Source organism: Sporosarcina saromensis (assembly GCF_054901285.1).
The window spans coordinates 887,937-911,637 of the sequence record NZ_CM142738.1 but is presented as its reverse complement, the minus strand read 5'-3'; the positions used below and the strand labels follow the sequence as shown (position 1 = coordinate 911,637).

The window sequence follows — 23,701 nt, the reverse complement described above, 5'->3', positions numbered from 1 at the left end:
TATTATAACAGTATTGTATTTTTAGTTCCAAATAACTTCTATTATTTGTAAATATTCGAACTTCATATTGTTTGCTTTCTTCCATATCGGGAATCCTAATAGAAAAAGGATGAAAATCATGGCTGACATCATGTCCAAAGAGCAGCGGAGCAAGACGATGAGTAAAATCAAAGCAAAATCCAAACTTGAGGATATGTTTGCAAGTGCCTTATGGAGAAAAGGCCTACGTTTCCGCCGTAATGTCAGGTCTTTGAAAGGAACACCCGATATAGCTATAAAGAAATACAAAATTGTCATATTCGTCGATTCTTGCTTCTGGCACGTTTGTCCAGAACATTTCAAGCGCCCTAAAAGCAATGAGGAGTTTTGGGACAAGAAATTCAAACGAAACGTCGAAAGGGATTCGGAAATTTCGGATTATTATTCAAGTATGAACTGGCATGTAAAAAGAGTATGGGAACATGAGATTAGAGGAAATATCGATAAAGCAGTTCAGAATACTATGGAATTCATAAACGCAGTAAAATCCCAAGAAAATAACTCAATTTAATCTGGAATATTTTCATTTAGATCTTGATCTTTTCATCTAAATAGGTTATAATAAAGAAAATAACCGAAAGGGTGTTCGAAAATGTCTGACAGTAATTCTCTAAAGGTAATTGAATTATTCGCTGGCGTAGGCGGGTTTCGAAAAGGATTAGAGCAAGCCAACTCCCGTCTTTTCGACGTCGTTTGGGGTAATCAATGGGAACCTTCCCGTAAAGCACAAGATGCATTTAATTGTTATGCTGGCAACTTCTCTAGTGGTGAACACAGCAATCAAGATATAGCAACAGTACCAAATGAATTTTTTCAAGACGTTTCTCCTGATATAGTTGTCGGAGGGTTTCCTTGCCAAGACTACTCTGTAGCCAGAACATTATCTGGAGAAAAAGGAATACAAGGTAAAAAAGGAGTGCTCTTTTGGGAAATCAAAAGAATACTGGAAAACGGAAATCCTAAATATGTACTTCTGGAAAACGTTGATAGACTGCTCAAATCTCCATCTTCACAACGAGGAAGAGATTTTGCTGTCATGCTTGCAACATTCCGTGATTTGGGATATGTCGTGGAATGGCGAGTAATTAATGCAGCTGAATATGGTTTAGCACAAAGAAGAAGAAGAGTTTTCATTTTTGCCTATAAAAATGGTATCCCTTTTGACATCAACCAACGTGAATTGGACAAAAATGAAATAATTTTCAAGGAAGGATTTTTCGCAAAGTCATTCCCAGTGGAAGTGGAACCTTACAAAGAACGCATTTCTGCAGACTTCCTTCCAGAAGATATTATTGAAATCTCTGATGAGTTTTCATTCAATTTCCATACAGCCGGAATCATGAGAGATGGCAAGATATTTACTGCTCATGTCGCACCCATGCAAAAGAAACCCACTGTGCTGAGGGATATCTTGATTGATGAAGAACTTGTAGAGGAAAAGTATTATCTGACACCAGCCGAAGAAGAAAAGTTCAAGTATTTAAGAGGACCAAAGAAAATTGAGCGAACGTCTGCAGATGGTCATAAATATAACTTCTCCGAAGGTGGAATGTCTCCTACTGATGATTTGGACAAGCCCGGAAGAACAATGTTAACAAGTGAAGGCTCTATCAATAGAAGTACTCACATTGTCGAAGTGAACGGCAAGAAACGCTTCCTAACACCAATCGAATGCGAAAGGCTGAATGGATTCCCAGACAATTGGACCGCCGGAATGACTGATCGTATGAGATATTTCTGTATGGGGAATGCCCTTGTCGTAGATTTAATTGAAATTATGGGACAACGAATTGAAGAAATTGAAAGAGCAAGTCAACCGACTGATATACAATTAAACTTTTCTTTCAGCTGATACATCTGTATCAGCTTTTTCTTTATGGTAGAATACTGGTAAGAAGCACTGGGGGGATGAGAATTGTTATATCAAAGTGAAAAAGAATTGTTATATAAGGCTCAGCAAGCCGAAGGAAAGACATTTGGTGAAATAGATAAGAGCGGGAGAGTTCAAAATGAACGCTCTAAAGGACACTTAGGTCAGATTATCGAGGAAAGCTTTTTTGGATATCAGGTAAACTCTAATAGCGAAGCGGATTTTGCAGAATTAGGTATTGAGTTGAAAGTTACCCCAATCAGGAAAAATAAAAATGGGACTCTGTCTGCAAAAGAGAGATTAGTTTTGAACATTATCAACTATATGGAGGAATCCAATACCACCTTTGAAACTTCTAGCTTTTGGCGAAAAAACAAAGAGTTATTGTTAATGTTTTATGAATGGATTCCAGAATTAAAAAGAGCTGATTATAGGATTATTAAAAGTCATCTTCATAGATATAGCGAAGAAGACTTGGAGATTATTAAACAGGATTGGGCACTGATTAGCAAAAAGATAAAGAATGGACTTGCTCACGAATTGTCAGAAGCAGATACCAATTACCTTGCTGCGAGTACTAAAGGTGCTAATAAGAGTTCATTAAGAGAACAGCCTCACAATAGCGTCCTGGCTATGCAACGTGCTTATTCCCTTAAACAAAGTTATATGACCGCACTCATTAGAAAAGTAATCTTAGAGGAAGACTTAGTAAGAATCACATCTCCTGCCGCCCTCAAGAAGAAGACATTATTGAGGATCCTTGAAGAAAAATTTGAACCATTCATCGGAAAATCATTGGATGATATTTCAAAATCAAGCCAAATAGATGTGAACCACAAATCGAAAAGTTTTCTGCAACTCTTTATCAGCAGTCTCCTTGGTATCAAAGGTACGAAGCTTGAACAAATTGAAGAATTCGCGAAAGCAAACATTCACCTTAAAACCGTTCGACTGGAACCTAATGGACTCCCTAAGGAACATATGTCTTTCAAGAATATCGATTTCATAAAATGGGCTAATGAAGAATGGGAAGATAGCTGGCTCAAAGAATACTTCACGGAAACAAAGCTACTATTTGTGGTTTTCCAATACAAGGAAACTAAAAAAGAAAATCCGAATAGAAAACTTTTCTTTAAAGGGATTACTTTGTGGAATATGTCCATGGCAGAAATAGAAGGTAGACTTAAAGAGTTTTGGGAACATGTTCAACATTTGATTCGAGAAGGCATTGAACTTGTCCCTACACATCAAAAGAAGAGAGTAATTGTGAACAACAACCTTCCTAAACCTAAATCTAACGGGCTATGTCACATCCGTCCAAAAGGAAGGGATGGAAACGATCAAGTTCAGCTGCCTGATGGTCGAATGATTACGAAGCAGGCATTTTGGTTGGACAGAGAATTAATCGGAAAAATTATAAATCAGGAAAAGAAAGTTTATTGATTCACTCGATAATATTACTTAACTGTAATATATTTACTATCTTGAAAGAGGCGAAATGTAAATGGAATTTGATGTTTATTCACATCGAAATGGGTTATTGGTGATGAAACATGATGCAAGTTGTCTTCTATTATGGAAGGAAATAATAGATATTATAGATAGTATTACAGAAAGAGATATTATAAATCTTCATTTCACTAAATATATCAACAAGCAAAAGAGTATTTCAATGGCTTTAAATTATCTATTTAAACAAAGATTTTCAGCAAACAATTGGTTGAAAGAACCTTATATTTTTAATGACAGCAGATATATGAATAAGAATTGGAGACTAGACTTTGCTAAAGAGCCTGTTTCAGTAGAAGTTGCTTTTAATCACTCTGGGAGCGCAGCATGGAACCTTATGAAGCCTGTTATCGCCAGTGAATTGAATCATGTGCAAAAAGCAGTTCAGACTAAAATAGGGGTAATAATTTGTGCAATGGATGAAATGCGAAGTGTAGGTGGGTTCGACAATGCAGTCGGTACTTACGAAAAGTATATTGATTATTTAAAACCATTGAGAGTGCAGCTAACAACTCCTTTGGTCATTATAGGATTGAAAATGCCAAAAAATTTTGAAATAAAAACATATAAGTTATCAGTCAATAAAACATTAGGAAGGATATATCTTCTTCCAAAGAATGTTGAACTAAAAAGAATCACAAGAAACGGTAAATATGTCGTAAAAAGTAAATTTAGATATTATCAAGGCTCTTTGACACCTGTATTATTCATGCCAATGAAATATAAAAGATTACTTTAGAATTCACTCTCATGATAAGGTACACCTTTTTTATATTGGTTATAAATTAAAGAACTGAATTAGCGGCCAATCAGCTTTAGAAAAATGCGACATTAATTGTCCTTGGCAAACTAGATAAAGTGAGCATGAAAATTTCTGCAGCAACTCAGGACCCTCTAGGCTTAAGTGTTTTTAGGTTTAGCATTAGTAATTAGCATCGCGATTAGTACATAATGCCGATTCATATTCCAAATGCAGAGTTGAATTATGCGCAGTCAAAGATGTTGATAAAGATATCAAAAGTGCTTTGATTGAATAGGTTGCTTAAGTGAGTCAGGTGCACAAGAGAGTAAATCTATCATAATTAGACATTATGGAAAATTCCTATCTATTTGACTTATCACTATGTTATTGGTAGTATGAAAGCGCATTCAAAACTAGGATTGGGGGAAGGATTATGGCAAAAACGATGTATGCGTTGGATTTGAGTAAGCCGATGGAGGAGCAGGCACATCCGGGACACAATCGGTGGCATCCGGATATACCCGCAGCTTTTTCTGTAGACCCTGGAACGTCTTTTAGAATGGATTGCAAGGAATGGACCGATGGACAAATTCAAAATAACGATAGTGCGGAAGATGTACGAACCGTTAATTTGACGCGTGTCCATGTATTAAGTGGTCCGGTGTATGTGAATGGTGCAGAGCCTGGTGATTTGCTCGTTGTAGATATTTTGGATATTGGAGCACATCAGGGGTATGAGTGGGGGTTTAATGGCATTTTCGCAAAGGAGAATGGTGGTAGTTTCTTAGTCGATCATTATCCAGAGGCGGCTAAATCGATTTGGGATTTCGAAGGGATTTATACGACTTCCCGTCATGTGCCAGGCGTTAAATTTGCAGGGTTGATTCACCCAGGACTCATTGGGGTTGCGCCTTCTATGGAACTATTGCAGAAGTGGAATGACCGTGAGCAGAAGTTAATTGATACAGATCCAAACCGTGTTCCTGCTCTAGCAAACGCACCTACTTCTGAAAGTGTCGTACTCGGAAATTTAAAAGGCGCTGAATTTGATCGAATTGCAAAAGAAGGTGCCCGGACAGTGCCGCCTCGTGAAAACGGAGGAAACTGCGATATTAAAAACCTATCAAAAGGTTCGAGAATTTACTTCCCGACTTTCGTTGAAGGAGCCAAGTTATCTGTTGGGGACCTTCATTTCTCACAAGGGGACGGGGAAATTACGTTCTGTGGCGGAATCGAGATGTCCGGTTGGATTGAGCTAAAAGTAGATATTATTAAGGGTGGCATGGAAAAGTACAAGATTGAAGAGAATCCTGTATTCCAGCCTGGTCCAGTTGAACCAAATTATAATGATTTCCTTGTCTTCCAAGGAATTTCTGTAGATGACCGCGATGGCAGCCAACATTATTTAGATGCCAATCTTGCTTATCGAAATGCTTGTTTAAACGCCATTGAGTATTTAAAAACGCTCGGGTACACGGGCGAACAGGCGTACATGTTGTTGAGTACCGCACCTGTTGAGGGGCGCATTAATGGGATTGTGGATATTCCAAATGCGTGCTGTACAATTGCGATTCCTACACAAATTTTCGATAAAGACATTCGACCTAAGTGATTGAATGAGGAGGGTTCACCTTGCCTAGTTATACATTCCGATGCGAGGACTGTGGAGACTTTACATTATTCTTTAAATCCATGTCTGGCAATAAAGAAACGGCTGAATGCCCTCATTGTCATGCTGTTGGGACACGCGTATTTCTCGCACCAAATCTCCACAAACTTTCTAGAGCCGTCAGTTCTAGAATTGAAAAAGGAATGGAGCCCCAACGAATGACACGGAACGAGTTAGGCCCTAAGCAGCCTAAAAAGAAGAAAAAGATGAATCGGCCTTGGCAAGTGGGTTGATTGGACAAGCTATTGGAAATCCACGGAGCATTCGTTTGTTTCTGTGGATTTTTTGTTTATTTCAGAAAGGTTGCTTGGTTTGTGGTAAAATGAAGGCAAACTTGAGGTGGTGAATTGGATGACGGAGACGGACTCTACACATAAATTCATGATTAAGGAAGTCAGTCACTGGGATGGACAATGGGAACTGATTGATGGTGTTCCGTTCAATATGACACCAGCACCATCAGCGACACATCAACGGATTGTGGGCGAGTTGTTTTTTGCTTTGCGAAGTTATTTCGGTACAGATGGATGCGCAGTATTTATCGCTCCTTTTGATGTACAATTGGATAAATCAGATGATTATACAATCGTACAACCTGATGTATCTGTATTTTGCAGGAGGGAACTAATTTGTGAGCATCGGGCAATTGGATGTCCTGATCTACTTGTTGAAGTTCTTTCACCTTCTACGGCGCTCAAAGATCGAAATCAAAAATTCAAGTTGTTTGAACGTAGTGGTGTCCAAGAGTTTTGGATAGTCGATGCGCACAATCAAACAGTTGAAGTATATGGTCTGTCTGAACGCCGTTATCGTGAGCGTGCAGTTTTCGGACATTCTGATACATTACGTTCCTTCCTTTTCCCTGATTTAAAAATTGAGTTAAAGCGTATTTTATTTGCTTGAGCTTGTATAGTCCATACCGTCCTGGACACGCTAACCGTAAACAGGATAGGAGTGGTGGATGATGATGCCGGACCGTGTGCCGCTTGCAGAGTTAAATGCTGAGCAGTTGAAATTGTTGAGTGATTTTGAGGATGAATTGGGCGTAACATTGATCGCCTATGAAAGTTCCATGCATGAGACGAATCATATTGTGGAATCGGATGTTTAATGAGCAAGGGCTATCAGTTGGTAGCCCTTTTTTTGTTGGTCAGCAAGCAAAGTCGATGTTTCGTTTTTCGCATCACAGGTACGGATACAGTTATCACCGTTTTTTGGTCGTTTATCACCGATCCTCCGCCCTTTACCACCGATTCGAACATTTACACCAACTTTCCCGCTCCTCTTCCTACAGTACTTCATTGCAACTAAACGACTAGAAAGTTCCCAATCACGCTTTCCAATGAAACATTTTTCAAGTAACAATCGTTTTAGTTATAAGAGAATTCCTTTAGAAGGCGTGAGAAAAATACATACAGACCTACTTTTTTATAAAATACATAAAATGACGGCAGAACCGAATGATTATGTTTGTTGGGCAATTGGTCTGCTTGAAAACAACCAAACTTCTCCCTCTTTACTTATGCTCGCTTCTTTACGTACACCGTTTAATCCGTTTGAAGTGGAAAACTACTTTCATCGGGCTGTTCGTGAATTAGCGATACAACGCCCCTCCATTGAAGCATGCAGTATGCAGGTTACGCGTTGTTTATTATCAAAAGTTGTTGAAGAAAAAGAGAAAGCACTTGACCATGCATACACGCTCTATCAAGTCTTGCGTGATGATTTTCCTGATGCTGATTCTGCTACTTGGTTCGCGTTGAGCGAACTCATAGATGATTACCGTTATGGGGATAATAGTGAGAAGTTGACGGAAGATGAACTCATTAGAAGGATTGTCGAGAAAGCGAAAGAACAGTTAGATGCAATGGATCGTGAATGAAAGGAGTGACTGATCGTGAGAAAGATTGTGCTATTGTTAGCACTGATAACCGTCGTCATTGGTGTCGTTGTGTATATGAATCGGTTTCCAGCTCTCCCCTTTGAAGGAGCGAAAGGAAAAGAGGTTATAGAAGCACTTGAACGCTCCGAAGATCGATTGGTGAAGGTCGGTGAGGATGAAGCTAATTTTTGGTATATGACACGATATGGAGATAACGGAATGGCCGGTGTCGATGCAGAGGTGAAGGTGTTGCTTGAAAGAGATGGTTGGGAATTCGTTGAGAAAGATGGCAGCGGTCTATTTTTTACGAAAGACGATGAACGCTTAATCGCCACGACTCAAATGTGGACGAGTGATTATGTACTTGTGAAGATACCGAACACATTTCCGCAGTAAACCAATAATCGCCATCATACTGTAACCCGCGCGAAGCTACAACTTTCCGCGGGTTACAGTTTGATTAATTTGTCATTCACGTTCTAACGGCATTGAGCAACACCGAAAAGAGCCTCCGGATTTGATGATTTCGGAGAAGTCAATTTCGATGACTTCAAATCCGTGAGCGCGCATCGCTTTGTTTACTTCTTTGTTTTTAGGCTGGCTAAACACTTTGCCGTCCCCGATGGATAATACATTTGTACCGAGTGTAAACTGTTCCTCTTTTGACACTTCAATGCATGTGTATTTCTCCGTAAGCATCTCGACCATTTCTGCTGGCAAGGCTTCAGGGAAAATGAGTGCTGTCGTTGGTGATAGAATGTTGAACACGCAATCCAGATGCAAGTATTTTTCATCAAATGGTACGCGGATAATTTGGTGATTGGGCAAATCGCGTTGTAGATTGCGGACAGCTTGGTCAGATGTACGACTGCTAATGCCTACGTACACCTTGTCGCGATCAACAATCACATCACCACCTTCTACCCGATCGACTGTTGTTTGGTAGTCAATATTTTCTTCTTCCAGAAACTCTTCTAACGCTTCCTCTTCGCCTTTTCGGATGTCACTTGCCATCTCGGCAACGAACACTTCATCACCGACTGTGAATCCGATATCACGCGTGAATACTTGTTCCGGGAATTTTTCGGATGCGGGCAGTGTAATGACTTCCACGCCATGCTCCCGTAACAGTTTTTCAAATTCTTTATGTTGTTTCATCGCAATTTCGACGTCAATGTTTTCGTCTTTGTACTTTTCTTGTACGTCATTGATGACGTCTTCTATTGCCATGTATTTTGGTTGGCATATGATCACTCGCTTTAATGCATCATACTCTGTGTTGCATTGGGTTGCTGATTTATCTTCCACTGGGGAGCTCATCGTTTCATCCTCCACATCTATTTTTCTCTCCATACTGTTATTCCCTATCCAGATTGAAGTAAACGTTTTGAATCCATTTAAAAAGGACCCCAAGCAGAGGTCCTTTCAGCGTTTATTTCTCTTCAAGATCCAACTCTTTGTAGTAAGTGTCTACGATTGGATGAATGTCTGGATTGGTGTCATAGTAGGTATCCCCAATTTGATGTAAAGTAAATTTGAATTCTGTTTGACCGTCAATAAGCGTAATCGCATAACGCCAGCCAACGCTGCCTTCTTGGTTTTCTTGAGGTGAATACTCAATATCTTTTACTCGGGATAAGAAATCATCAATTTGCTGTTCGTCAACCATTTCTTTTGAGTAGCCCGTCGAACCGTCTTGGATGATGACTTTATCGACGTGTTCGATATTTGCGTCTTGAAAGAACGCTTCTAGCTTTTGTGTTTTTGCATCTGAACATGCTGACAAGAGACATAAGCTTAACAAAAGTATGGCTAAGACATCATTTTTCATGCGTGCACCTCCAGCATACGTATTTATGAGTAGACGAATGATTGCGGAATTTCGTTACAGATTCTTTACGTTGCTGGAAGAGATGAAAGTTGAGCTTCTGATGGCACTGTTAGACAATAATTTTTGTTTTCCGTAAATTATTTCCCTTATCTTGTCGATTTCCCGGGAAATAGCGATTATTTCCTGCCAATTCCGTAGTATATATCCATTTCGGTTTCTGGGACCATGCTTCCGCCTGTTGCCCATACGAGATGGGTCGCTGACGACAAATCTGCAAGTGGTAATGCGTTCTGTATTGTGTGAATAGGACCTGTCATGCCCGCTAATGCAGAAGGTTCTAGGCGGATTCCCTCTGTGTCTGCCGTCATTGTCAACAGTTTAAACATGGTGTCGTCTGAAATGGTGTAGCAACCTGCGAGCAGCGGTTCCATCTTTTTACCGACAAATCCTGACGGTGTGCCAACAGCGAGTCCATCCGCTGCAGTATGATTGTCTAATCCGAAATCTGCGACAGAAACCTTATCGTGAAGCTGTGTCATCATTCCGATTGTCATGCATGGCGCGTTTGTCGGCTCAGCAAAGAAGCAGTGGACATTGTCTCCAAATTGCAGCTTTAATCCGAAGGCAACGCCTCCAGGTCCTCCGCCAACTCCACATGGCAAGTAGACGAATAGTGGATGATCCGCATCTACAACTCTTCCTTGTTCTTTTAATTGCGCAGCTACCCGTTCCCCCGCAACAGCGTATCCAAGGAACAAGTCGAGCGAGTTCTCATCATCGACGAAATGACATAAAGAATCCGATTCCGCTTGGCGTCTACCTTCCTCAACCGCTTTACTGTAATCGTCTGCGTATTCGACAACTGTAACTCCTTTTTCACGCAATAAGTCCTTCTTCCATTGTTTTGCATCTGCGGACATATGCACGGTGACATTGAAGCCGAGCTGCGCACTCATGATACCGATGCTCAATCCAAGGTTACCTGTCGAACCAACGGCAATTTTATGTTTGGCAAAGACATTACGGAATGCGGGTTCTGCGAATTTTGCGTAATCGTCTTCCGGTGAGATCAGTCCCTGTTCTATGGCAAGTGTTTCAGCATGTTTCAACACTTCGTAAATCCCGCCACGGGCTTTAATAGAACCAGAGATAGGCAATGCATTGTCTTGTTTGATCAGTAACGTACCTGGTATATCCGTGTTATACGTATGGGCTAGCGCTTGTTTCATTTCCGGAATTGCCGTTAATGGCGATTCAATGATTCCATGTGCTTCAGTTGTTTCAGGAAAAACCGCTTGTATGTAGGGGGCAAACCGTTGTAAACGATCACTTGCCTCTTTGACGTCTTTGAATGAAATGCCGGATTGCTCAATACCTTTCGCACTGTTTCCGTTTAAAGGGTTTACCCAAAGGACTTCCTTTTTATCGACGATTTGTTGAAGAAGCGGCAATTTCTTAATCCATTGTTCGGTTTGTAGCATGTTATCGACCCCTTTGCTATGTGAATGATTTGTTTCAGTATAGCATGCAGCGGCGAATTTTTTATTTATTCAACACATATGAATCAATTAATTCACGTGTTAAATAAAATCGGGGTGTCGTCGTGTCTTTACCATCCGCTTCGACACCGATGACGACGGTAATAATGCGCTCTCCATTAAATATTCCGGTACTCGCAAAGCACGATTCGGCAATTTCCGTGTAACCTGTTTTAAGTCCATCCAAACCCGGCATTGCTTCAGGCATCCCAGGAAGCATGAGGTTTGTAGACCATCTCTTTACACCTTCATCAGTTGTGAAATCGGTCATACGTGTGAACTCCAGAATCTCCGGATGCTCGTTGAGTACTGTTCGGGCAATAGCAGCGACATCTCGTGCAGTAGCTTGATTGGTCTCGTCTGCATCCAACCCTGTCGCATTGACGAAGTGTGTGTTTTTTAAACCTAACTGCTTGGCACGCTTGTTCATCTCAACGACAAATGCTTCTTCAGAGCCGCTAACCATTTCTGCGAGTGCTATTGTTGCGTCATTTGCGGAAATGACCGTCATTGCTATGAATAATTCTCTCACGGTGTATGTGGAGTTTGTGTCCATCCCCAATTTCACGGCATGCCGGTCTTGGTTCATTGCTACTGCGGACGGCTCGTACTTGTCAGCCCAAGATAGATCATTATTGGCGATTGCCTCTAAAATAATATATTGTGTCATCAGTTTTGACATGCTTGCGATAGGAAGTGCTTGTTTGCTGTTTTTTTCATACAATACCTTTCCTGATTCATTCATAACAATTGCAGCCTTTGCATCGTAACTTAAAGGAACTGCTTCCTTTTTCGACGTTTTATCGTTCAAGAAAAACAATGCCGCTCCCACAACGGCTAGTAAAATGAGTACTCGTTTTTTCATAGAATCCCACCTTTTTCGTAGTGTTTTTATTGTCTACAATGAAGATGAAGATTTATGCATCTTATTTCTGAAGAATTACTGAAGATTTTCATTGATATGCATGCAGTCTAAGTGCACACACCACCTTGCCTCATGCAGAATATTCTAAGTATACAACGTCAATGATGGTGGTGATTTAGTATTTCCAGTCATCATAATGGTGAAACGATACTATATTGTGATGAGGACCAATTTATTTTTGATAGATGGTTGTAGGGAACGCTCATTTAGTAAGACTGGTTGGAATTTATCCGCAAACTGGCGCAGTCCATTGTTCGCCTTGCTTTTTGTGAAGTAAGTGCGAGCGAGCAGGCTTTGTGCATAGTGGGCAATCCAAGGTTGGGGCAATGAGTCACAACGGTTCGGGGAGGGGTTCCTACAGTCGATGAGAAATCATTTCGACGGGTTCATTGCTAACTAAACTGAAAATGGAGGTTTTGGCCAATCCGGCTGTGGTTCTGTAGATTGGTAATTCGTAGCGCCCACACAGCGAACTGCGCTATCTTTAGTAAGACAATTATGTTAAGAGACGAGGCTCTGCCAACGGAGTGAGTTGGTGGAGTTTTTTTGTTTGGTGGGGTATGCGGCGTTTGGCTGGGATATGCGGCGTTCTGGGGAAGTTTGCCGCGTTTCGGGGAGTTATGCGGCGTTCTGGGGAAGTTTGCCGCGTTTCGGGGAGTTATGCGGCGTTCTGAGGAAGTTTGCCACGTTTCGGGGATATATGAGCTGTTTGAAAGAAATTTGCGGCGTTATAAAGAGTTATGCTTAGCTTGATGAAATTTGCTTGTTTCGCGGGTAATTGCTTCTACCGAATTGTTTTTGTCGCGCTAAATGCCTTTCACACTTTAACGGGTTGCTTTCGAGGGATAGGCCGTTCGTAACAAATTGTTTATTAGAATTGTGAAAGTGATCGATAGAACGCAAATGCTGTACTTCTCTTTATTTCAACGTAATTTCTAACACAGAAATCTTCTTGTCATCATTACCTATTATTCATACATAACAAAAGCTGCCGAGATGGTGCGCGGCAGCTTCTTTGAGATACTCATAATTTTGTTCGGACGTCCCATAGTTCAGGGAAAAACTGATGATCCAGTACAGACTTCAAATAATTGACGCCTGAGGAGCCGCCTGTGCCGGCTTTGAATCCGATGATACGCTCCACCGTCTTCATGTGGCGGAAGCGCCATTGTTGGTGGCTGTCTTCGATATCGACGAGTTTTTCGGCGAGTTGATACAAATCCCAGTACGTGTCGACATCACGGTATACGTCGAGCCATGCTGCCGCAACCGTTGGATCCCCTTTGTATGTAACCGAGAAATCGCGGTTCAACAAGTCTGGATTGATCGCAAAGCCTGCTCGTGACAGGGCACGAATTGCAACATCATAAATTCCAGGTGCTTCATATGCTGCTGTTAATTCGCGTGCGAGCGCTGGGTCTTTCTCGTAAATTTTCAAGATATGTGGCTGTTTATACCCTAACGCAAATTCGATGAGACGGTTTTGGTACGATTGAAAACCTGATGCACGGCCGAGGCTATCACGGAATTCCATGTATTCAGCTGGCGTCATTGTCGCAAGGACATCCCATGCCTGGATGATTTGTGATTGCACTTTTGAAACCCGGGCGAGCATTTTGAACGCTTCTGGTAGTTCATCTTCTTCAATCAACTCAATTGCCGTGTTCAGTTCATGTAAGATGAGCTTCATCCATAGTTCGCTCACTTGGTGGATGACGATGAACAACATTTCGTCATGATGACCCGATAACCGTTCTTGGCTCGATAAGACTTTATCCAGGCGCAAGTACTCGCCGTATGTCATGTTCTCTCTAAAATCTGTATGAATTCCTTTTTCACTCATCGTCTAGTCTCCTTATAACAGCGCGCACTGGACTTCCATCCGCTCCCGCAATTGGCAATGGTAATGCGATTAATTCATAAAAGCCTGGGTGGATTGTATCGAGTACGATATTTTCCAAAATGAGCACTCCATTGTCATGGAGGGCATGATGCGCGTCTAGTGTCTTGCTCGATTCGGGGTCAACGGATGGCGTATCTACACCAATGAGTTTTACACCGCGTTCTTTCAGAAACGGACCAATATCTGCTCGGAGCACTGTAAATGTTTCTGGAAATATAGTTGGATCTGGTCGACTTCCTGTTTTTAATAAAATTCGTTCTGCTCCACCGAAATCGTGCGCTTCCACATCGGAACGGCCGACGCTCTCAAGGCCCGTCACATCAATGATTTTCGCTCGACCGATATAGACGTCAAGCGGCAATTCATGTACTTTCTTTCCCTGATCATCGTAATGGAACGGCGCATCAATGTGCGTCCCCATATGCGTACTCGTTGTCAGTTTTCCGATATTGACCGAACCGGTTACTGCTTTTGGAAAAGCGACTTCATACGTAAATGGCGTATCCCCTGGCCATTCTGCAATGCCGTTATGCAACGGCTGTGAAATATCGATCCACTTTCCCGTCATGCGACGACACCTCTTTTATTTTCAAATTGTTCGTATCGTTTTTCGTCCATAATGACCTTTAACTTTTGAACGGTGTGCCAGACGTCTTCGAAGGTGTTATACAAGGCTACAGGTGCTAGCCGGATACCGTTCGGAGCACGGAAGTCCGGGATGACGCCATCTCTCTTTAACGCTTTGCAAATCCGCGCTGCTTCTGCATGTTCCAGCAAAAGATGTCCACCGCGAGATTCATCGATTGGATTGCCGATCGTAAAGCCTGCATCTGCTAATTCTTGTTCAATTAACGCCAACATATAGTTTGTCAGTTTCAATGACTTTTCACGGATTGCTTCGATGCCAATTTCCTCGAACATTTCAAGCGAACCGATCACGGGAGCCAAACTCAATACGTGAGGGGTACCAATCTGGTATGCACCGACATCTGTAGCCGCATCCATTGTATGTGCCATATCAAATTGTGATGCCTTTTTCGAACCGAACCAACCAGCTAGGCCTGGCGCTTTGCCAAAATGCTTTTCGTGAATGAACAACCCTCCGACGGAACCGGGACCGCCGTTCAAATGCTTATACGTGCACCAAAATGCGAAGTCCACGCCCCAGTCGTGCAAAGCATGCTCAACGGATCCGACAGAATGACAAAGGTCGAACCCGATTGGAATGTTCCGTTCATTTGCGGCTTTTGTCAACTTTTCCATATCCAGCACTTGGCCGCTGCGATATAAAACCGCTGGTAAAACGATAAGCGCAACCTCTTCCGCCATCGCTGCAATGATGTCATCTTCTCGTAAATACCGACCATCCGAGCTAGCCACGCGGATTAAATGCTCATCCGGCTCGTACCCTTTTAGCTGCAACTGACTTTTCAACGCATAAATATCCGAAGGGAAGTTCAATTCATCCGCGAGTATCTTTGTTTTATTCCCAATCGGCTTATAAAAAGTCGCAACGAGCTGATGCAAGTTTGTTGTCGTTGAGCCTGTGGCGATCACTTCGTTTGCATTCCCACCAACGAGCGGTGCCATTTTCTTACCGACTTCTTCGGAAAGATAAAACCACGGATGCTCCCCTTCCGTCCACCCGTCAATGCCGAGTGTCTTCCAAGATTCGAGCAACTGTAGCAACGTGCGCTCTGCTCGTTTGGATAATAAACCGAGTGAATTGCCATCCATGTAAATCGTATTTTCAAGTATGTAAAATTCATCCCGATACGCGGCAAGTTTGTCTTCCCGATCCCATTGTTGTGCTGTTGACAGCGTGTGTTGTCTCATACAGATTCCCCTTTCTGTTCGTTGAGAAAAGCATAGCATATGACAGCCTGCCCACGATACACAAAAAGACCAGCGTTCCGGCCAGCCTTTTTCGATTCTTTACTGGAGACGGTTGATGAGTAATGAGTCAGATACCTCTTCGTGCACAGGTAGGTTGTTCAAAGTGTTATCACCGACTTTTGACTCGTTATCACCGATTCTCACGTAGTTATCACCGACTTTGAGCACTTTATCACCGATTCTCCGACCGTTATCACCGACTTCTGACTCGTTATCACCGATTCGCCGAAAAACACTAACCTACAAACGTCCCGTGAAAGATTCAGAATCGTTTTGGGGACAGGCACCAAAACAATTCTGAAATCTTAACAAAGGGTGAAATACACAAAAGAAAAAACAACCTACTCTCACACGTGTTGTTAGAAGAGTCGGTTGTTTATTTGGATAGCGAATGTTAAGGAAAACGTATTATTTAAACCAACCTTTTTCCTTAAAACGTGAAATTGCTTCAATGCGATTGCCGACTTCCAATTTCTCGAGTATGGTCGAAATGTAATTCCGCACGGTTCCTTGCGTCAAATACAGTTCTCCGGCAATTTCTTTTGTCGTCTTTCCTTCGGCTACTAGTTCAAGTACTTGGCTTTCGCGATCCGTGAGTGGATTGTCCGTGTCGTCTTCGTAGGCGATGTCGACAAGCTCAGGGGCATAGATGCGTCGACCATCTTGAATGGCGTGAATGGAAGTGACGAGCTCCTCGATTGGGCTATCTTTTAGTAAATAACCTCTTACACCGGCTTTTCGTGCGCGTTCAAAGTATCCAGCTCGAGCAAACGTTGTGAGGATAATAATCTTGCATTCCATTCCTACAAGCTCTTCTGCTGCATCCAGACCGGTTTTCACAGGCATTTCTATATCCATAATGCAAATATCAGGGGCGTGCGCCTTGACGAGTTGAACAGCTTCCTCGCCGTTCTTCGCCATTCCCACGACTTCCATATCGTCTTCCATGTTCAATAAAGAACCGAGTGCGCCCAACATCATTCCCTGATCTTCCGCGATGACAATTCGAATCATGACAAACCCTCCTCTACTTGATGAGTAATCACAACCGGCATATTAATCGTCAATTTTGTTCCTCGATCATTTTCAGTTTGCAATGAACCATTGACAAATTCCAATCGTTCTCGCATCCCTTTTAACCCACTACTCACTGATTTCTGCTCTTTCATTCCGACACCGTTGTCATGCACAATAATTGAAATCGAATCACCGGTTTGCTTGAAATGAATGATACATTCCGTTGCTTCACTATGTTTAACAACATTTGTGACGGCCTCTTTCAAACACATACTCAATACGTTCTCTACGTTTGAAGGAATTGAGGTGACAATCGGATTGCCTTCTAATTTCATGTCAATTTCTGCAGCTAAGAGGATTTGACGAACCCGAAGCAATTCATCCGAAAGCTTCGTCGCGCGCATATCCGCTACAAGTTCTCGCACTTCTTTTAGTGCTGTACTCGCAGTTTGCCGAATATCATTCAGTTCCTTCTCCGCATTCTCAGGATTTTTGTGAATCAATCGCTTCGCCAAATCACTTTTCAAACCAATCATCGACAGCTTTTGTCCAAGTGTATCATGTAAATCACGCGCAATCCGCTCACGCTCTTCTAGCAGGATTAATTCGGAAATACGATCTTTTGCATCTTCTAGCTGTCCTTCCAAGTTCTCGCGTTTGCTGCGATTGTACAAGTTAAACGGCAACAAGATGACCCCGATAATCGTGATAATAATAAAATGCACTTGCGGCAGGAACAGGTTAAGATCAATGAAGAAGCCCGCCACTACGGCCCCGATCGTAAACGCAATATGTAGGCCGTACATGATGAAAAAGCCTACAGGATTTCGGATGTTCCCGATGAAAAACGCGGTGAAAATGGAGAAATATACATAACCAAACAACAGCGTCATGACGACATTGATGGCCATTTCAAAGCTGAGCCACATATAGACGAGCCCGCTCTTTGATTTGAATGAAAAGAAATAGGAAATGAAGAACAGTAGCAATAAGCTAATACCGACTGAAATATCAAGAGCAGCCCATGATTTGAATATGAAAAAGAACGGAAGGAGACAAAAAATGATCCAAGCGTAAATACTAAGCCACGGACTTTTCGGGATAATACTGTACCATTTTTGCATCAACTTCACCGCCCTTGTTCCATTCATTGTATCAAAAACGCGAATAATGAAACAACCACCCCACAACGGAGATGGTTGTAATGTTTTATTTACTGTCAAAGCTCGTACGCTTCGGTTTCAAATCAATTTTTGGTGTCGGCAGTTTAACGGCCTCTTTTACTTCTTTAAATGTAATGAACCGCTTGTTTGCAGGATCATACAATTTGTAACGAAGTGACTCTAAGCTCGTTTTAATCGTAATCGTTGTTGCTTGGTGTAATGGTGGTGTCGATTCATGCGCCATTTCCAAGTTGTAGTTCGGAACGCGTGGCGCCAAATGATGGACGTGGTGGAAGCCGATGTTGCCCGTCGCCCATTGAAGGACTTTCGGCAATTTATAATACGAACTGCCTTCCACAGCCGCTTTCACATAATCCCACTCCGATTCTTCTTCAAAATACGAATCCTCGAATGTATGTTGAATATAGAATAACCAAATACCAAGCGCTGCCGCTACAAACATGATGGAACCTTGCACAATCAAAAACGCCTGCCAGCCGACAAGCCAGATCATCAACGCATAAAGTGCGACAAGCGCGACATTTGTTAAATACGTATTGTAACGTTCTTTCGAGCGTGCATCTTTCCGGTTAATGCGCCCGGTAATAAGCACTAAATACAACGGTCCAAGTCCAAACATCACAAGTGGATTTCGATATGCACGATACTTCCAACGTTCCCATTTCGACGCTTCCACGTACTCTTCTATCGTCATAACCCAAATGTCACCGACACCGCGCTTATCCAGGTTGGAACTCGATGCATGGTGAATGGCATGCTCCCGTTTCCACTTTTCATACGGGAATAACGTTAAAATCCCTGTAATTGTCCCGACAATATCATTGGCTTTTTTATTTTTGAAAAATGAACCGTGCGTGCAGTCGTGGAAAATGATGAACGTCCGAACAACAAACCCCGCTGCAATGACTGCAATCCCAATTGTTAACCAAATAGACACAGACAAACTTTGATACGCCAAAAACCACAAAATGAATATGGGCGGCACCGTATTAATTAACTGAATAACACTCTTTTTCAAATCCGATTTGGCAAAAGGTGCAACATTCTTATGCAATTGCTTCGTCTTTTCCTTGCTCATTTTTTTACAGCCTCCTCGAAGTTTTTCCTTGTTTACAATACTAAAGCGTTTTCGAGGCGAGCAGAATAGATGAACGTCATGAATTTGCATATGATATCTGTCATTTATTGTGAAGTATTTCACAAAGATGGTGTGTTGGGGATAGTTATCAATCGAGTTCACAATTTATTCGATTGGATAGCATGCGTTATCGATTGTATAGCTGAAGTTATCAATCGTATAGACAAAGTTATCGCCACATCGGAACCTTTGACGCATCAACTTTACCGCCTTGCCAGCAGAGCACGTATTGCAAAAAGCATTTCTGTGCGACAGTAACTCGCAATTGAATTGATTACTCCCGCAGTTTCAGCTACGTTCTCTACAAAGATTCTTTTCATCAAAAAAAGACCCTGCTCGAGGATCTTTTTGGAAAGCCGTTCTCTTACTACAGAAACATTTCATTTCCCTAGAAAGCTAGCTAAAAGAGGTAGGGAAAGCAACACTACCACACTTTGAATAAACGTCAGCAACAGATCTTTTTTCCAACTGTTTCTTTGCGGATCGCGATAGATAATTCTTTGAAAAACGAGCAATAGTCCCCACCAAATGAACAAACTGATAATAGCAGAACCAAAGCTACTGTACATTTCGTTATACAAAATCCCATCCCCTTTCAATCAAGAAACACAAAAAGCATTATTGAATGGCATTTACAGCGGTTTGAATGGTCATTTCACTAATTTCATAATGACTGCCGTGCCAGGTCACCTGCCCCTCATTCAACAGAAAGAGTTGTGGGCTCTCATGCCGAATCCCTAAATCACGTTCAATTTCATTGGAAACGGGACGGCTTCGTTGAACAATGACGACATACTTTGGAATGGATGTACGAAATGCTTCGAACACTCGATAGCCAGCTGCACTAATTGGGCATGTCGAGCTATGTTTAATGACGAATACGGGTGTCGACTTTGATTGCTCATGTACAGCTTTCCATTCTTCGATAGATTGTATTTCTTTCATTCTAATCGCTCCTCTCCCATTTCCATCCATTATAGACAACTGCACAGCGGCTTCACAACCGTTTACCTCGCATTGCCTATTTCCCAAGGAATAATCCTCATTTCTTCCAATTTACACAGGTGCTTCATGGCGATTTCTAACACATAACAGCAAGGCAACTAGCACTGCAGCTAGGCCCACTTGTGCCCAATCCTTTGTAAGCAAGAATAAAAACAACGGCGTAAGGGAAATTGCCATAAACCCCGTTGCCGAAAAGGTTTTCAAGAACGGTTGCAGGATGAGAAAAGCAAGGACAACAAGGCCCACTGCAAATGGATTAAATGCTAGCATCCCGCCGATGAACGTCGAAATGCCTTCGCCTCCTTTAAACTTAGTCACAATGGGAAAAATATGTCCAAGCATAGCCGCCAACAAACTGATCAGTTGCATGCTTTCAGACAATCCTAGCGACTTGGCAAGCAACACAGCGACAACACCTTTCATTGCATCGCCGAGAAACGTAATCACAAACGCTTTCTTACCAAGCACCCTCCCCATATTGCGTGCACCAGGATTCCCACTGCCCTCAACCCGAATATTTCTTGCATAGAATAGCTTACCTACTACAGATGCCGTTAAAAAGTTACCAACTGCATAGGCGCACAGTATGACGAGCACTACATCCATTCACGCTCCCCTTTCTACATTTACTGGTAAAGATTTCGACATTACTTTTTTCCGTGCGACAAGATGAAAGAACGTTCCTTGAGATATGGGAAATTCCAGGAACATTCTCGTCGTGCGACATGCTGCTGCTCTTCTCTCACTAGTTCAAAGGTCTTGAAATGGCGATAACTTTGTGAATTCGATTGATAACTTCGCTTATCCAATCGATAACTTCACGTATCCAATCGAATACGTTGTGAACTCAATTGATAATGAGGTACCATGACTCTTTTGAGACATACCTTGCCAGATAAATTCTCTTAAAACACGCACACTTATGTATGAAGTGCAATCTCCACCCATTTCTTGTACAATAAAGCGCAGTAGAAAGGATGAATGGGATTGAAAGGACTACCTTCGCGCCTACTTTTAGCTTTATTATTATGTATACTCTATGGCAGCACGTTTGCTTTTATTGCAAGTAACATTGACAGTACCCTCATTACACAATTTGACGACACCGTAATTTCTGTCGTTCAAGGATGGGAAGCGGATTGGCTCACTCCGATTATGAAAACTTTCACGTTCATCGGGTCAACAAAAGTCGTAATTTTGCTTGTTCTTATCGGATTTGCCATTTTGTTTTTCGGATTGCGGAACCGTTCGCAAGCTTTTTTCTTCCTCTTCGTCATGGCCGGAACAGGGCTGTTAAACCAATCTTTAAAATTTGCGTTTCAACGGGCACGTCCCGATACAAATCGATTAATTGACATAACAGGTTTCAGTTTTCCAAGCGGACATACGATGCTTGCATTCAGTTTGTACGCAGTGAGCGCATACATTGTTTGGCGTCACATTCAGACAGCTACTAGTAAAGTTGCCCTTGTCACGTTCGTCATTTTCATGTTCGGAATGATCGGAACGAGCCGTATTTACCTTGGTGTGCATTATCCAAGTGACATTGTCGGCGGCATAGCGGCAAGTGCATTTTGGGTCATCGTCGCGACAGCCGTTTATGGATTTATTCAACGACGCCGGCAACGAAAATTTGGGCAATAAACGAAACGGTTAAACAACGGCTCCTCAATCGAGTGGAGCCGTTTAATGCCTACTCCGTATACTTTTCCGCTTCATCTTCCGTCAATACACGCGGCTTGAAATTGCCAACTTCGACGTACTCCACCCGATCATCGACAACCACTTTAAATATATAAGCATCACTTGTCTTTTCAATCGATGTATACATTTGATTCTGTTCTTCATAGTACCCTTTCAATTCCGTTTCTACCCAAAACGGTACGTCTTCCTTTCGAACAACTTCCTTTTCTTCTTTCTCCTTCTGCCATTGCTGCTCAACTTCGGGATGTAACCGGAAATAAATGCGTTGCAAAAAGTCAATCACTTCACCAAATCCGATGATCAGAATGCCGTACAGCGCATGTCTCGCCAGAATACTAATAAATCCGAAGAAAGCTCCACCTGCAAGATAGCTTGAATACTGAATTTCTCCCCATTCATCTACAAACTGCCCGCCTAATTGCGCCGCCCCACCGAGGAAAAACATTGCGACAATAAAGCCCCATACCATCACAACAATACCAGCAATTTTAATCAGATAACCAATTGTAGTCTGTTTCTCTAAAAGCTTTGGCATGTCATCAACCCCTCTCGTTTCAATTTTCGATTTATATAATGTACGATACAACTAGCACAATAGTTTCAATAGAAGGAGGATAAAATGGTTCCGTTCACAGAACGAGTTGTCCAAATTATTTCAGAAATTCCCGCAGGACACGTCATGACATACGGACAAGTCGCGCGAGCTGCTGGCAACCCACGAGGCGCAAGGCAAGTCGTTCGTGTGCTTCATTCCATGAGCGCGAAACATAACTTGCCATGGCACCGCATCATTAATGCACAAGGCGGAATTTCTACACCTTCCGACCGGGCGGATAAAGGAAATAGGCAACGTGATTTACTAGAAGCGGAAGGCATCGTTTTTGCAGACAACGGAAAAATTGATTTGCACTGCTATCGATGGTTTCCGGAAGAGGAATATAACTGAGGATTTATTTTGGGATTCATAGTGCTTCGTAGTGTGGATAGAGGATTTTAAAGTAATGCGTGAGTAGGTGTTTAATTGCTAAACTCTCGCTGTGTGTGGGGATATACAGAAATTCGTGGTTAACCCCTTAAGAAGGATTCATTTTAATGTAGCCAATCATGCTCTTTGCTTGCGTTTTTTGTTTAATCGCGACTGATCAGATCGCTTCAGATTCATAGTGTCGGACGCGCCATAGGGACAAAACACGTTCCACTTTGAATGTTCGTTTTGCTCTACGTAAGTAGCAATACGCAATAAATGAATCGCGATGGACCGATAGAATTTTAAGTCGTCTTTTCGTCAATGTTCCATCCGCACACATATAAATCATTTCAGCTACTTCACGACGCTCATACATTTTCAACACTTGGTTCCTCATACAAACGCCTCCCACAAAGAACATTTGTTCTCATTATATGCAAACACATAATAAAATACAACTCAATTTGTACTCGAAAGGAAAGATGTATGATGTGGAAAGATTTTAAGGAATTCGCTTTTAAAGGAAATGTTATTGATCTAGCGGTAGCAGTCGTCATCGGTGCTGCATTCGGAAAAATTGTTTCTTCGCTCGTTGAAAATATCATTACACCGTTCATCGGCATGCTGACAGGAAAAATTGATATTTCGAAGTTACACGTAGAGATTGGCAACGCAAATTTTACATACGGTCTATTTTTGCAATCCATCATTGACTTTTTAATTATTGCGTTCTCCATCTTCCTGTTCGTCCGTATACTTATGAAATTCAAACGCAAAAAAGAACCGACAAAGAACGAAACACCTGCAATCGACGCAAAAGAGGAACTGCTAAAGGAAATTCGAGATTTATTAAAGGAAAAGAACGGAATCTAACACATTACT

General features: G+C 42.0%; 28 protein-coding genes. 13 read left to right on the top strand and 15 right to left on the bottom strand.

Annotated elements, in window-relative coordinates; all coding sequences use genetic code 11:
• The first annotated feature begins 118 nt into the window (after positions 1 to 118).
• The 10 genes from ACVHUV_RS04415 to ACVHUV_RS04370 all read left to right on the top strand — a co-directional run bounded on the left by ACVHUV_RS04415 (position 119) and on the right by ACVHUV_RS04370 (position 8,107).
• On the top strand, positions 119 to 550 hold the full coding sequence (locus ACVHUV_RS04415) for a very short patch repair endonuclease (RefSeq protein ID WP_317943495.1): 432 nt from the start codon (positions 119 to 121) through the stop codon (positions 548 to 550).
• Positions 551 to 631: 81 nt separating this feature from the next.
• The gene (dcm, locus tag ACVHUV_RS04410) at positions 632 to 1,891 is read left to right on the top strand and encodes a DNA (cytosine-5-)-methyltransferase (protein WP_462086250.1); all 1,260 of its coding nucleotides are present in this window, start codon (positions 632 to 634) and stop codon (positions 1,889 to 1,891) included.
• Between the two features lie 63 nt (positions 1,892 to 1,954).
• Complete coding sequence (locus tag ACVHUV_RS04405; protein ID WP_462086249.1) at positions 1,955 to 3,352, top strand: Sau3AI family type II restriction endonuclease; 1,398 nt, start codon at positions 1,955 to 1,957, stop codon at positions 3,350 to 3,352.
• Positions 3,353 to 3,413: 61 nt separating this feature from the next.
• Complete coding sequence (locus tag ACVHUV_RS04400) at positions 3,414 to 4,157, top strand: BglII/BstYI family type II restriction endonuclease (RefSeq protein WP_462086248.1); 744 nt, start codon at positions 3,414 to 3,416, stop codon at positions 4,155 to 4,157.
• Between the two features lie 436 nt (positions 4,158 to 4,593).
• The gene (gene fmdA, locus ACVHUV_RS04395; protein WP_317943489.1) at positions 4,594 to 5,772 is read left to right on the top strand and encodes a formamidase; all 1,179 of its coding nucleotides are present in this window, start codon (positions 4,594 to 4,596) and stop codon (positions 5,770 to 5,772) included.
• Between the two features lie 20 nt (positions 5,773 to 5,792).
• The gene (locus ACVHUV_RS04390; RefSeq protein ID WP_317943487.1) at positions 5,793 to 6,062 is read left to right on the top strand and encodes an FmdB family zinc ribbon protein; all 270 of its coding nucleotides are present in this window, start codon (positions 5,793 to 5,795) and stop codon (positions 6,060 to 6,062) included.
• Between the two features lie 118 nt (positions 6,063 to 6,180).
• Positions 6,181 to 6,732 (top strand): Uma2 family endonuclease, encoded by a 552-nt coding sequence (locus ACVHUV_RS04385; RefSeq protein ID WP_317943485.1) that lies wholly within the window; start codon positions 6,181 to 6,183, stop codon positions 6,730 to 6,732.
• Between the two features lie 61 nt (positions 6,733 to 6,793).
• On the top strand, positions 6,794 to 6,940 hold the full coding sequence (locus tag ACVHUV_RS04380) for a hypothetical protein (protein ID WP_317943484.1): 147 nt from the start codon (positions 6,794 to 6,796) through the stop codon (positions 6,938 to 6,940).
• 288 nt (positions 6,941 to 7,228) lie between these two features.
• Positions 7,229 to 7,711 (top strand): hypothetical protein, encoded by a 483-nt coding sequence (locus ACVHUV_RS04375; RefSeq protein ID WP_462086247.1) that lies wholly within the window; start codon positions 7,229 to 7,231, stop codon positions 7,709 to 7,711.
• Between the two features lie 15 nt (positions 7,712 to 7,726).
• Positions 7,727 to 8,107 (top strand): type II toxin-antitoxin system HicA family toxin, encoded by a 381-nt coding sequence (locus ACVHUV_RS04370; RefSeq protein WP_371390344.1) that lies wholly within the window; start codon positions 7,727 to 7,729, stop codon positions 8,105 to 8,107.
• 72 nt (positions 8,108 to 8,179) lie between these two features.
• Here the strand turns inward: ACVHUV_RS04370 and ACVHUV_RS04365 are convergent, their stop codons facing one another.
• The 13 genes from ACVHUV_RS04365 to ACVHUV_RS04305 form a co-directional block, all read right to left on the bottom strand.
• Positions 8,180 to 9,031 (bottom strand): dimethylarginine dimethylaminohydrolase family protein, encoded by an 852-nt coding sequence (locus ACVHUV_RS04365; RefSeq protein ID WP_462086858.1) that lies wholly within the window; start codon positions 9,029 to 9,031, stop codon positions 8,180 to 8,182.
• Positions 9,032 to 9,143: 112 nt separating this feature from the next.
• Positions 9,144 to 9,542 (bottom strand): hypothetical protein, encoded by a 399-nt coding sequence (locus tag ACVHUV_RS04360; RefSeq protein WP_462086246.1) that lies wholly within the window; start codon positions 9,540 to 9,542, stop codon positions 9,144 to 9,146.
• 176 nt (positions 9,543 to 9,718) lie between these two features.
• Positions 9,719 to 11,023 carry a D-serine ammonia-lyase gene (gene dsdA / locus ACVHUV_RS04355; protein ID WP_462086245.1) on the bottom strand — a complete coding sequence of 435 codons (1,305 nt, stop codon included), beginning with the start codon at positions 11,021 to 11,023 and terminating at the stop codon, positions 9,719 to 9,721.
• Between the two features lie 61 nt (positions 11,024 to 11,084).
• Entirely contained in the window at positions 11,085 to 11,945 is an 861-nt protein-coding gene (locus ACVHUV_RS04350; RefSeq protein ID WP_462086244.1) for a D-alanyl-D-alanine carboxypeptidase family protein, read from the bottom strand.
• 1,084 nt (positions 11,946 to 13,029) lie between these two features.
• Positions 13,030 to 13,848 (bottom strand): tryptophan 2,3-dioxygenase, encoded by an 819-nt coding sequence (kynA, locus tag ACVHUV_RS04345; protein WP_317943473.1) that lies wholly within the window; start codon positions 13,846 to 13,848, stop codon positions 13,030 to 13,032.
• Positions 13,841 to 14,476, bottom strand: coding sequence for an arylformamidase (kynB, locus tag ACVHUV_RS04340; RefSeq protein WP_462086243.1), 636 nt, complete (start codon positions 14,474 to 14,476; stop codon positions 13,841 to 13,843). Before kynB ends, kynA begins: the two co-directional genes overlap by 8 nt.
• Entirely contained in the window at positions 14,473 to 15,744 is a 1,272-nt protein-coding gene (gene kynU / locus ACVHUV_RS04335) for a kynureninase (protein WP_462086242.1), read from the bottom strand. Before kynU ends, kynB begins: the two co-directional genes overlap by 4 nt.
• Before the next feature lie 468 nt (positions 15,745 to 16,212).
• A complete protein-coding gene (locus ACVHUV_RS04330) occupies positions 16,213 to 16,818 on the bottom strand; it encodes a response regulator (protein ID WP_462086241.1) in 606 nt (201 codons plus the stop codon).
• On the bottom strand, positions 16,815 to 17,945 hold the full coding sequence (locus ACVHUV_RS04325) for a sensor histidine kinase (RefSeq protein WP_317943554.1): 1,131 nt from the start codon (positions 17,943 to 17,945) through the stop codon (positions 16,815 to 16,817). The genes ACVHUV_RS04330 and ACVHUV_RS04325 overlap by 4 nt, the downstream gene beginning before the upstream one ends.
• An 85-nt stretch (positions 17,946 to 18,030) precedes the next feature.
• On the bottom strand, positions 18,031 to 19,083 hold the full coding sequence (desA, locus tag ACVHUV_RS04320; protein WP_371390335.1) for a Delta(5) desaturase DesA: 1,053 nt from the start codon (positions 19,081 to 19,083) through the stop codon (positions 18,031 to 18,033).
• 440 nt (positions 19,084 to 19,523) lie between these two features.
• The gene (locus tag ACVHUV_RS04315; RefSeq protein ID WP_317943463.1) at positions 19,524 to 19,724 is read right to left on the bottom strand and encodes a hypothetical protein; all 201 of its coding nucleotides are present in this window, start codon (positions 19,722 to 19,724) and stop codon (positions 19,524 to 19,526) included.
• Between the two features lie 37 nt (positions 19,725 to 19,761).
• Positions 19,762 to 20,088 (bottom strand): bacillithiol system redox-active protein YtxJ, encoded by a 327-nt coding sequence (gene ytxJ / locus ACVHUV_RS04310; protein WP_462086240.1) that lies wholly within the window; start codon positions 20,086 to 20,088, stop codon positions 19,762 to 19,764.
• A gap of 111 nt (positions 20,089 to 20,199) precedes the next feature.
• A complete protein-coding gene (locus ACVHUV_RS04305; protein WP_462086239.1) occupies positions 20,200 to 20,754 on the bottom strand; it encodes a glycerol-3-phosphate acyltransferase in 555 nt (184 codons plus the stop codon).
• A 381-nt stretch (positions 20,755 to 21,135) separates the two neighbouring features.
• Here ACVHUV_RS04305 and ACVHUV_RS04300 point away from each other — a divergent pair, with 381 nt between their 5' ends.
• On the top strand, positions 21,136 to 21,792 hold the full coding sequence (locus ACVHUV_RS04300; RefSeq protein WP_462086238.1) for a phosphatase PAP2 family protein: 657 nt from the start codon (positions 21,136 to 21,138) through the stop codon (positions 21,790 to 21,792).
• 49 nt (positions 21,793 to 21,841) lie between these two features.
• Here ACVHUV_RS04300 and ACVHUV_RS04295 read toward each other — a convergent pair whose 3' ends face one another.
• Complete coding sequence (locus ACVHUV_RS04295; RefSeq protein ID WP_462086237.1) at positions 21,842 to 22,387, bottom strand: hypothetical protein; 546 nt, start codon at positions 22,385 to 22,387, stop codon at positions 21,842 to 21,844.
• An 84-nt stretch (positions 22,388 to 22,471) separates the two neighbouring features.
• Here ACVHUV_RS04295 and ACVHUV_RS04290 point away from each other — a divergent pair, with 84 nt between their 5' ends.
• Positions 22,472 to 22,798 (top strand): MGMT family protein, encoded by a 327-nt coding sequence (locus ACVHUV_RS04290; RefSeq protein WP_462086236.1) that lies wholly within the window; start codon positions 22,472 to 22,474, stop codon positions 22,796 to 22,798.
• Positions 22,799 to 22,994: 196 nt separating this feature from the next.
• On the opposite strand, the gene ACVHUV_RS04285 is transcribed toward ACVHUV_RS04290, so the two are convergent.
• The gene (locus ACVHUV_RS04285; protein ID WP_462086235.1) at positions 22,995 to 23,216 is read right to left on the bottom strand and encodes a transcriptional regulator; all 222 of its coding nucleotides are present in this window, start codon (positions 23,214 to 23,216) and stop codon (positions 22,995 to 22,997) included.
• A 92-nt stretch (positions 23,217 to 23,308) separates the two neighbouring features.
• Between ACVHUV_RS04285 and mscL the strand changes: the two genes are divergently transcribed.
• Complete coding sequence (mscL, locus tag ACVHUV_RS04280) at positions 23,309 to 23,692, top strand: large conductance mechanosensitive channel protein MscL (protein ID WP_317943450.1); 384 nt, start codon at positions 23,309 to 23,311, stop codon at positions 23,690 to 23,692.
• Positions 23,693 to 23,701 lie beyond the last annotated feature (9 nt).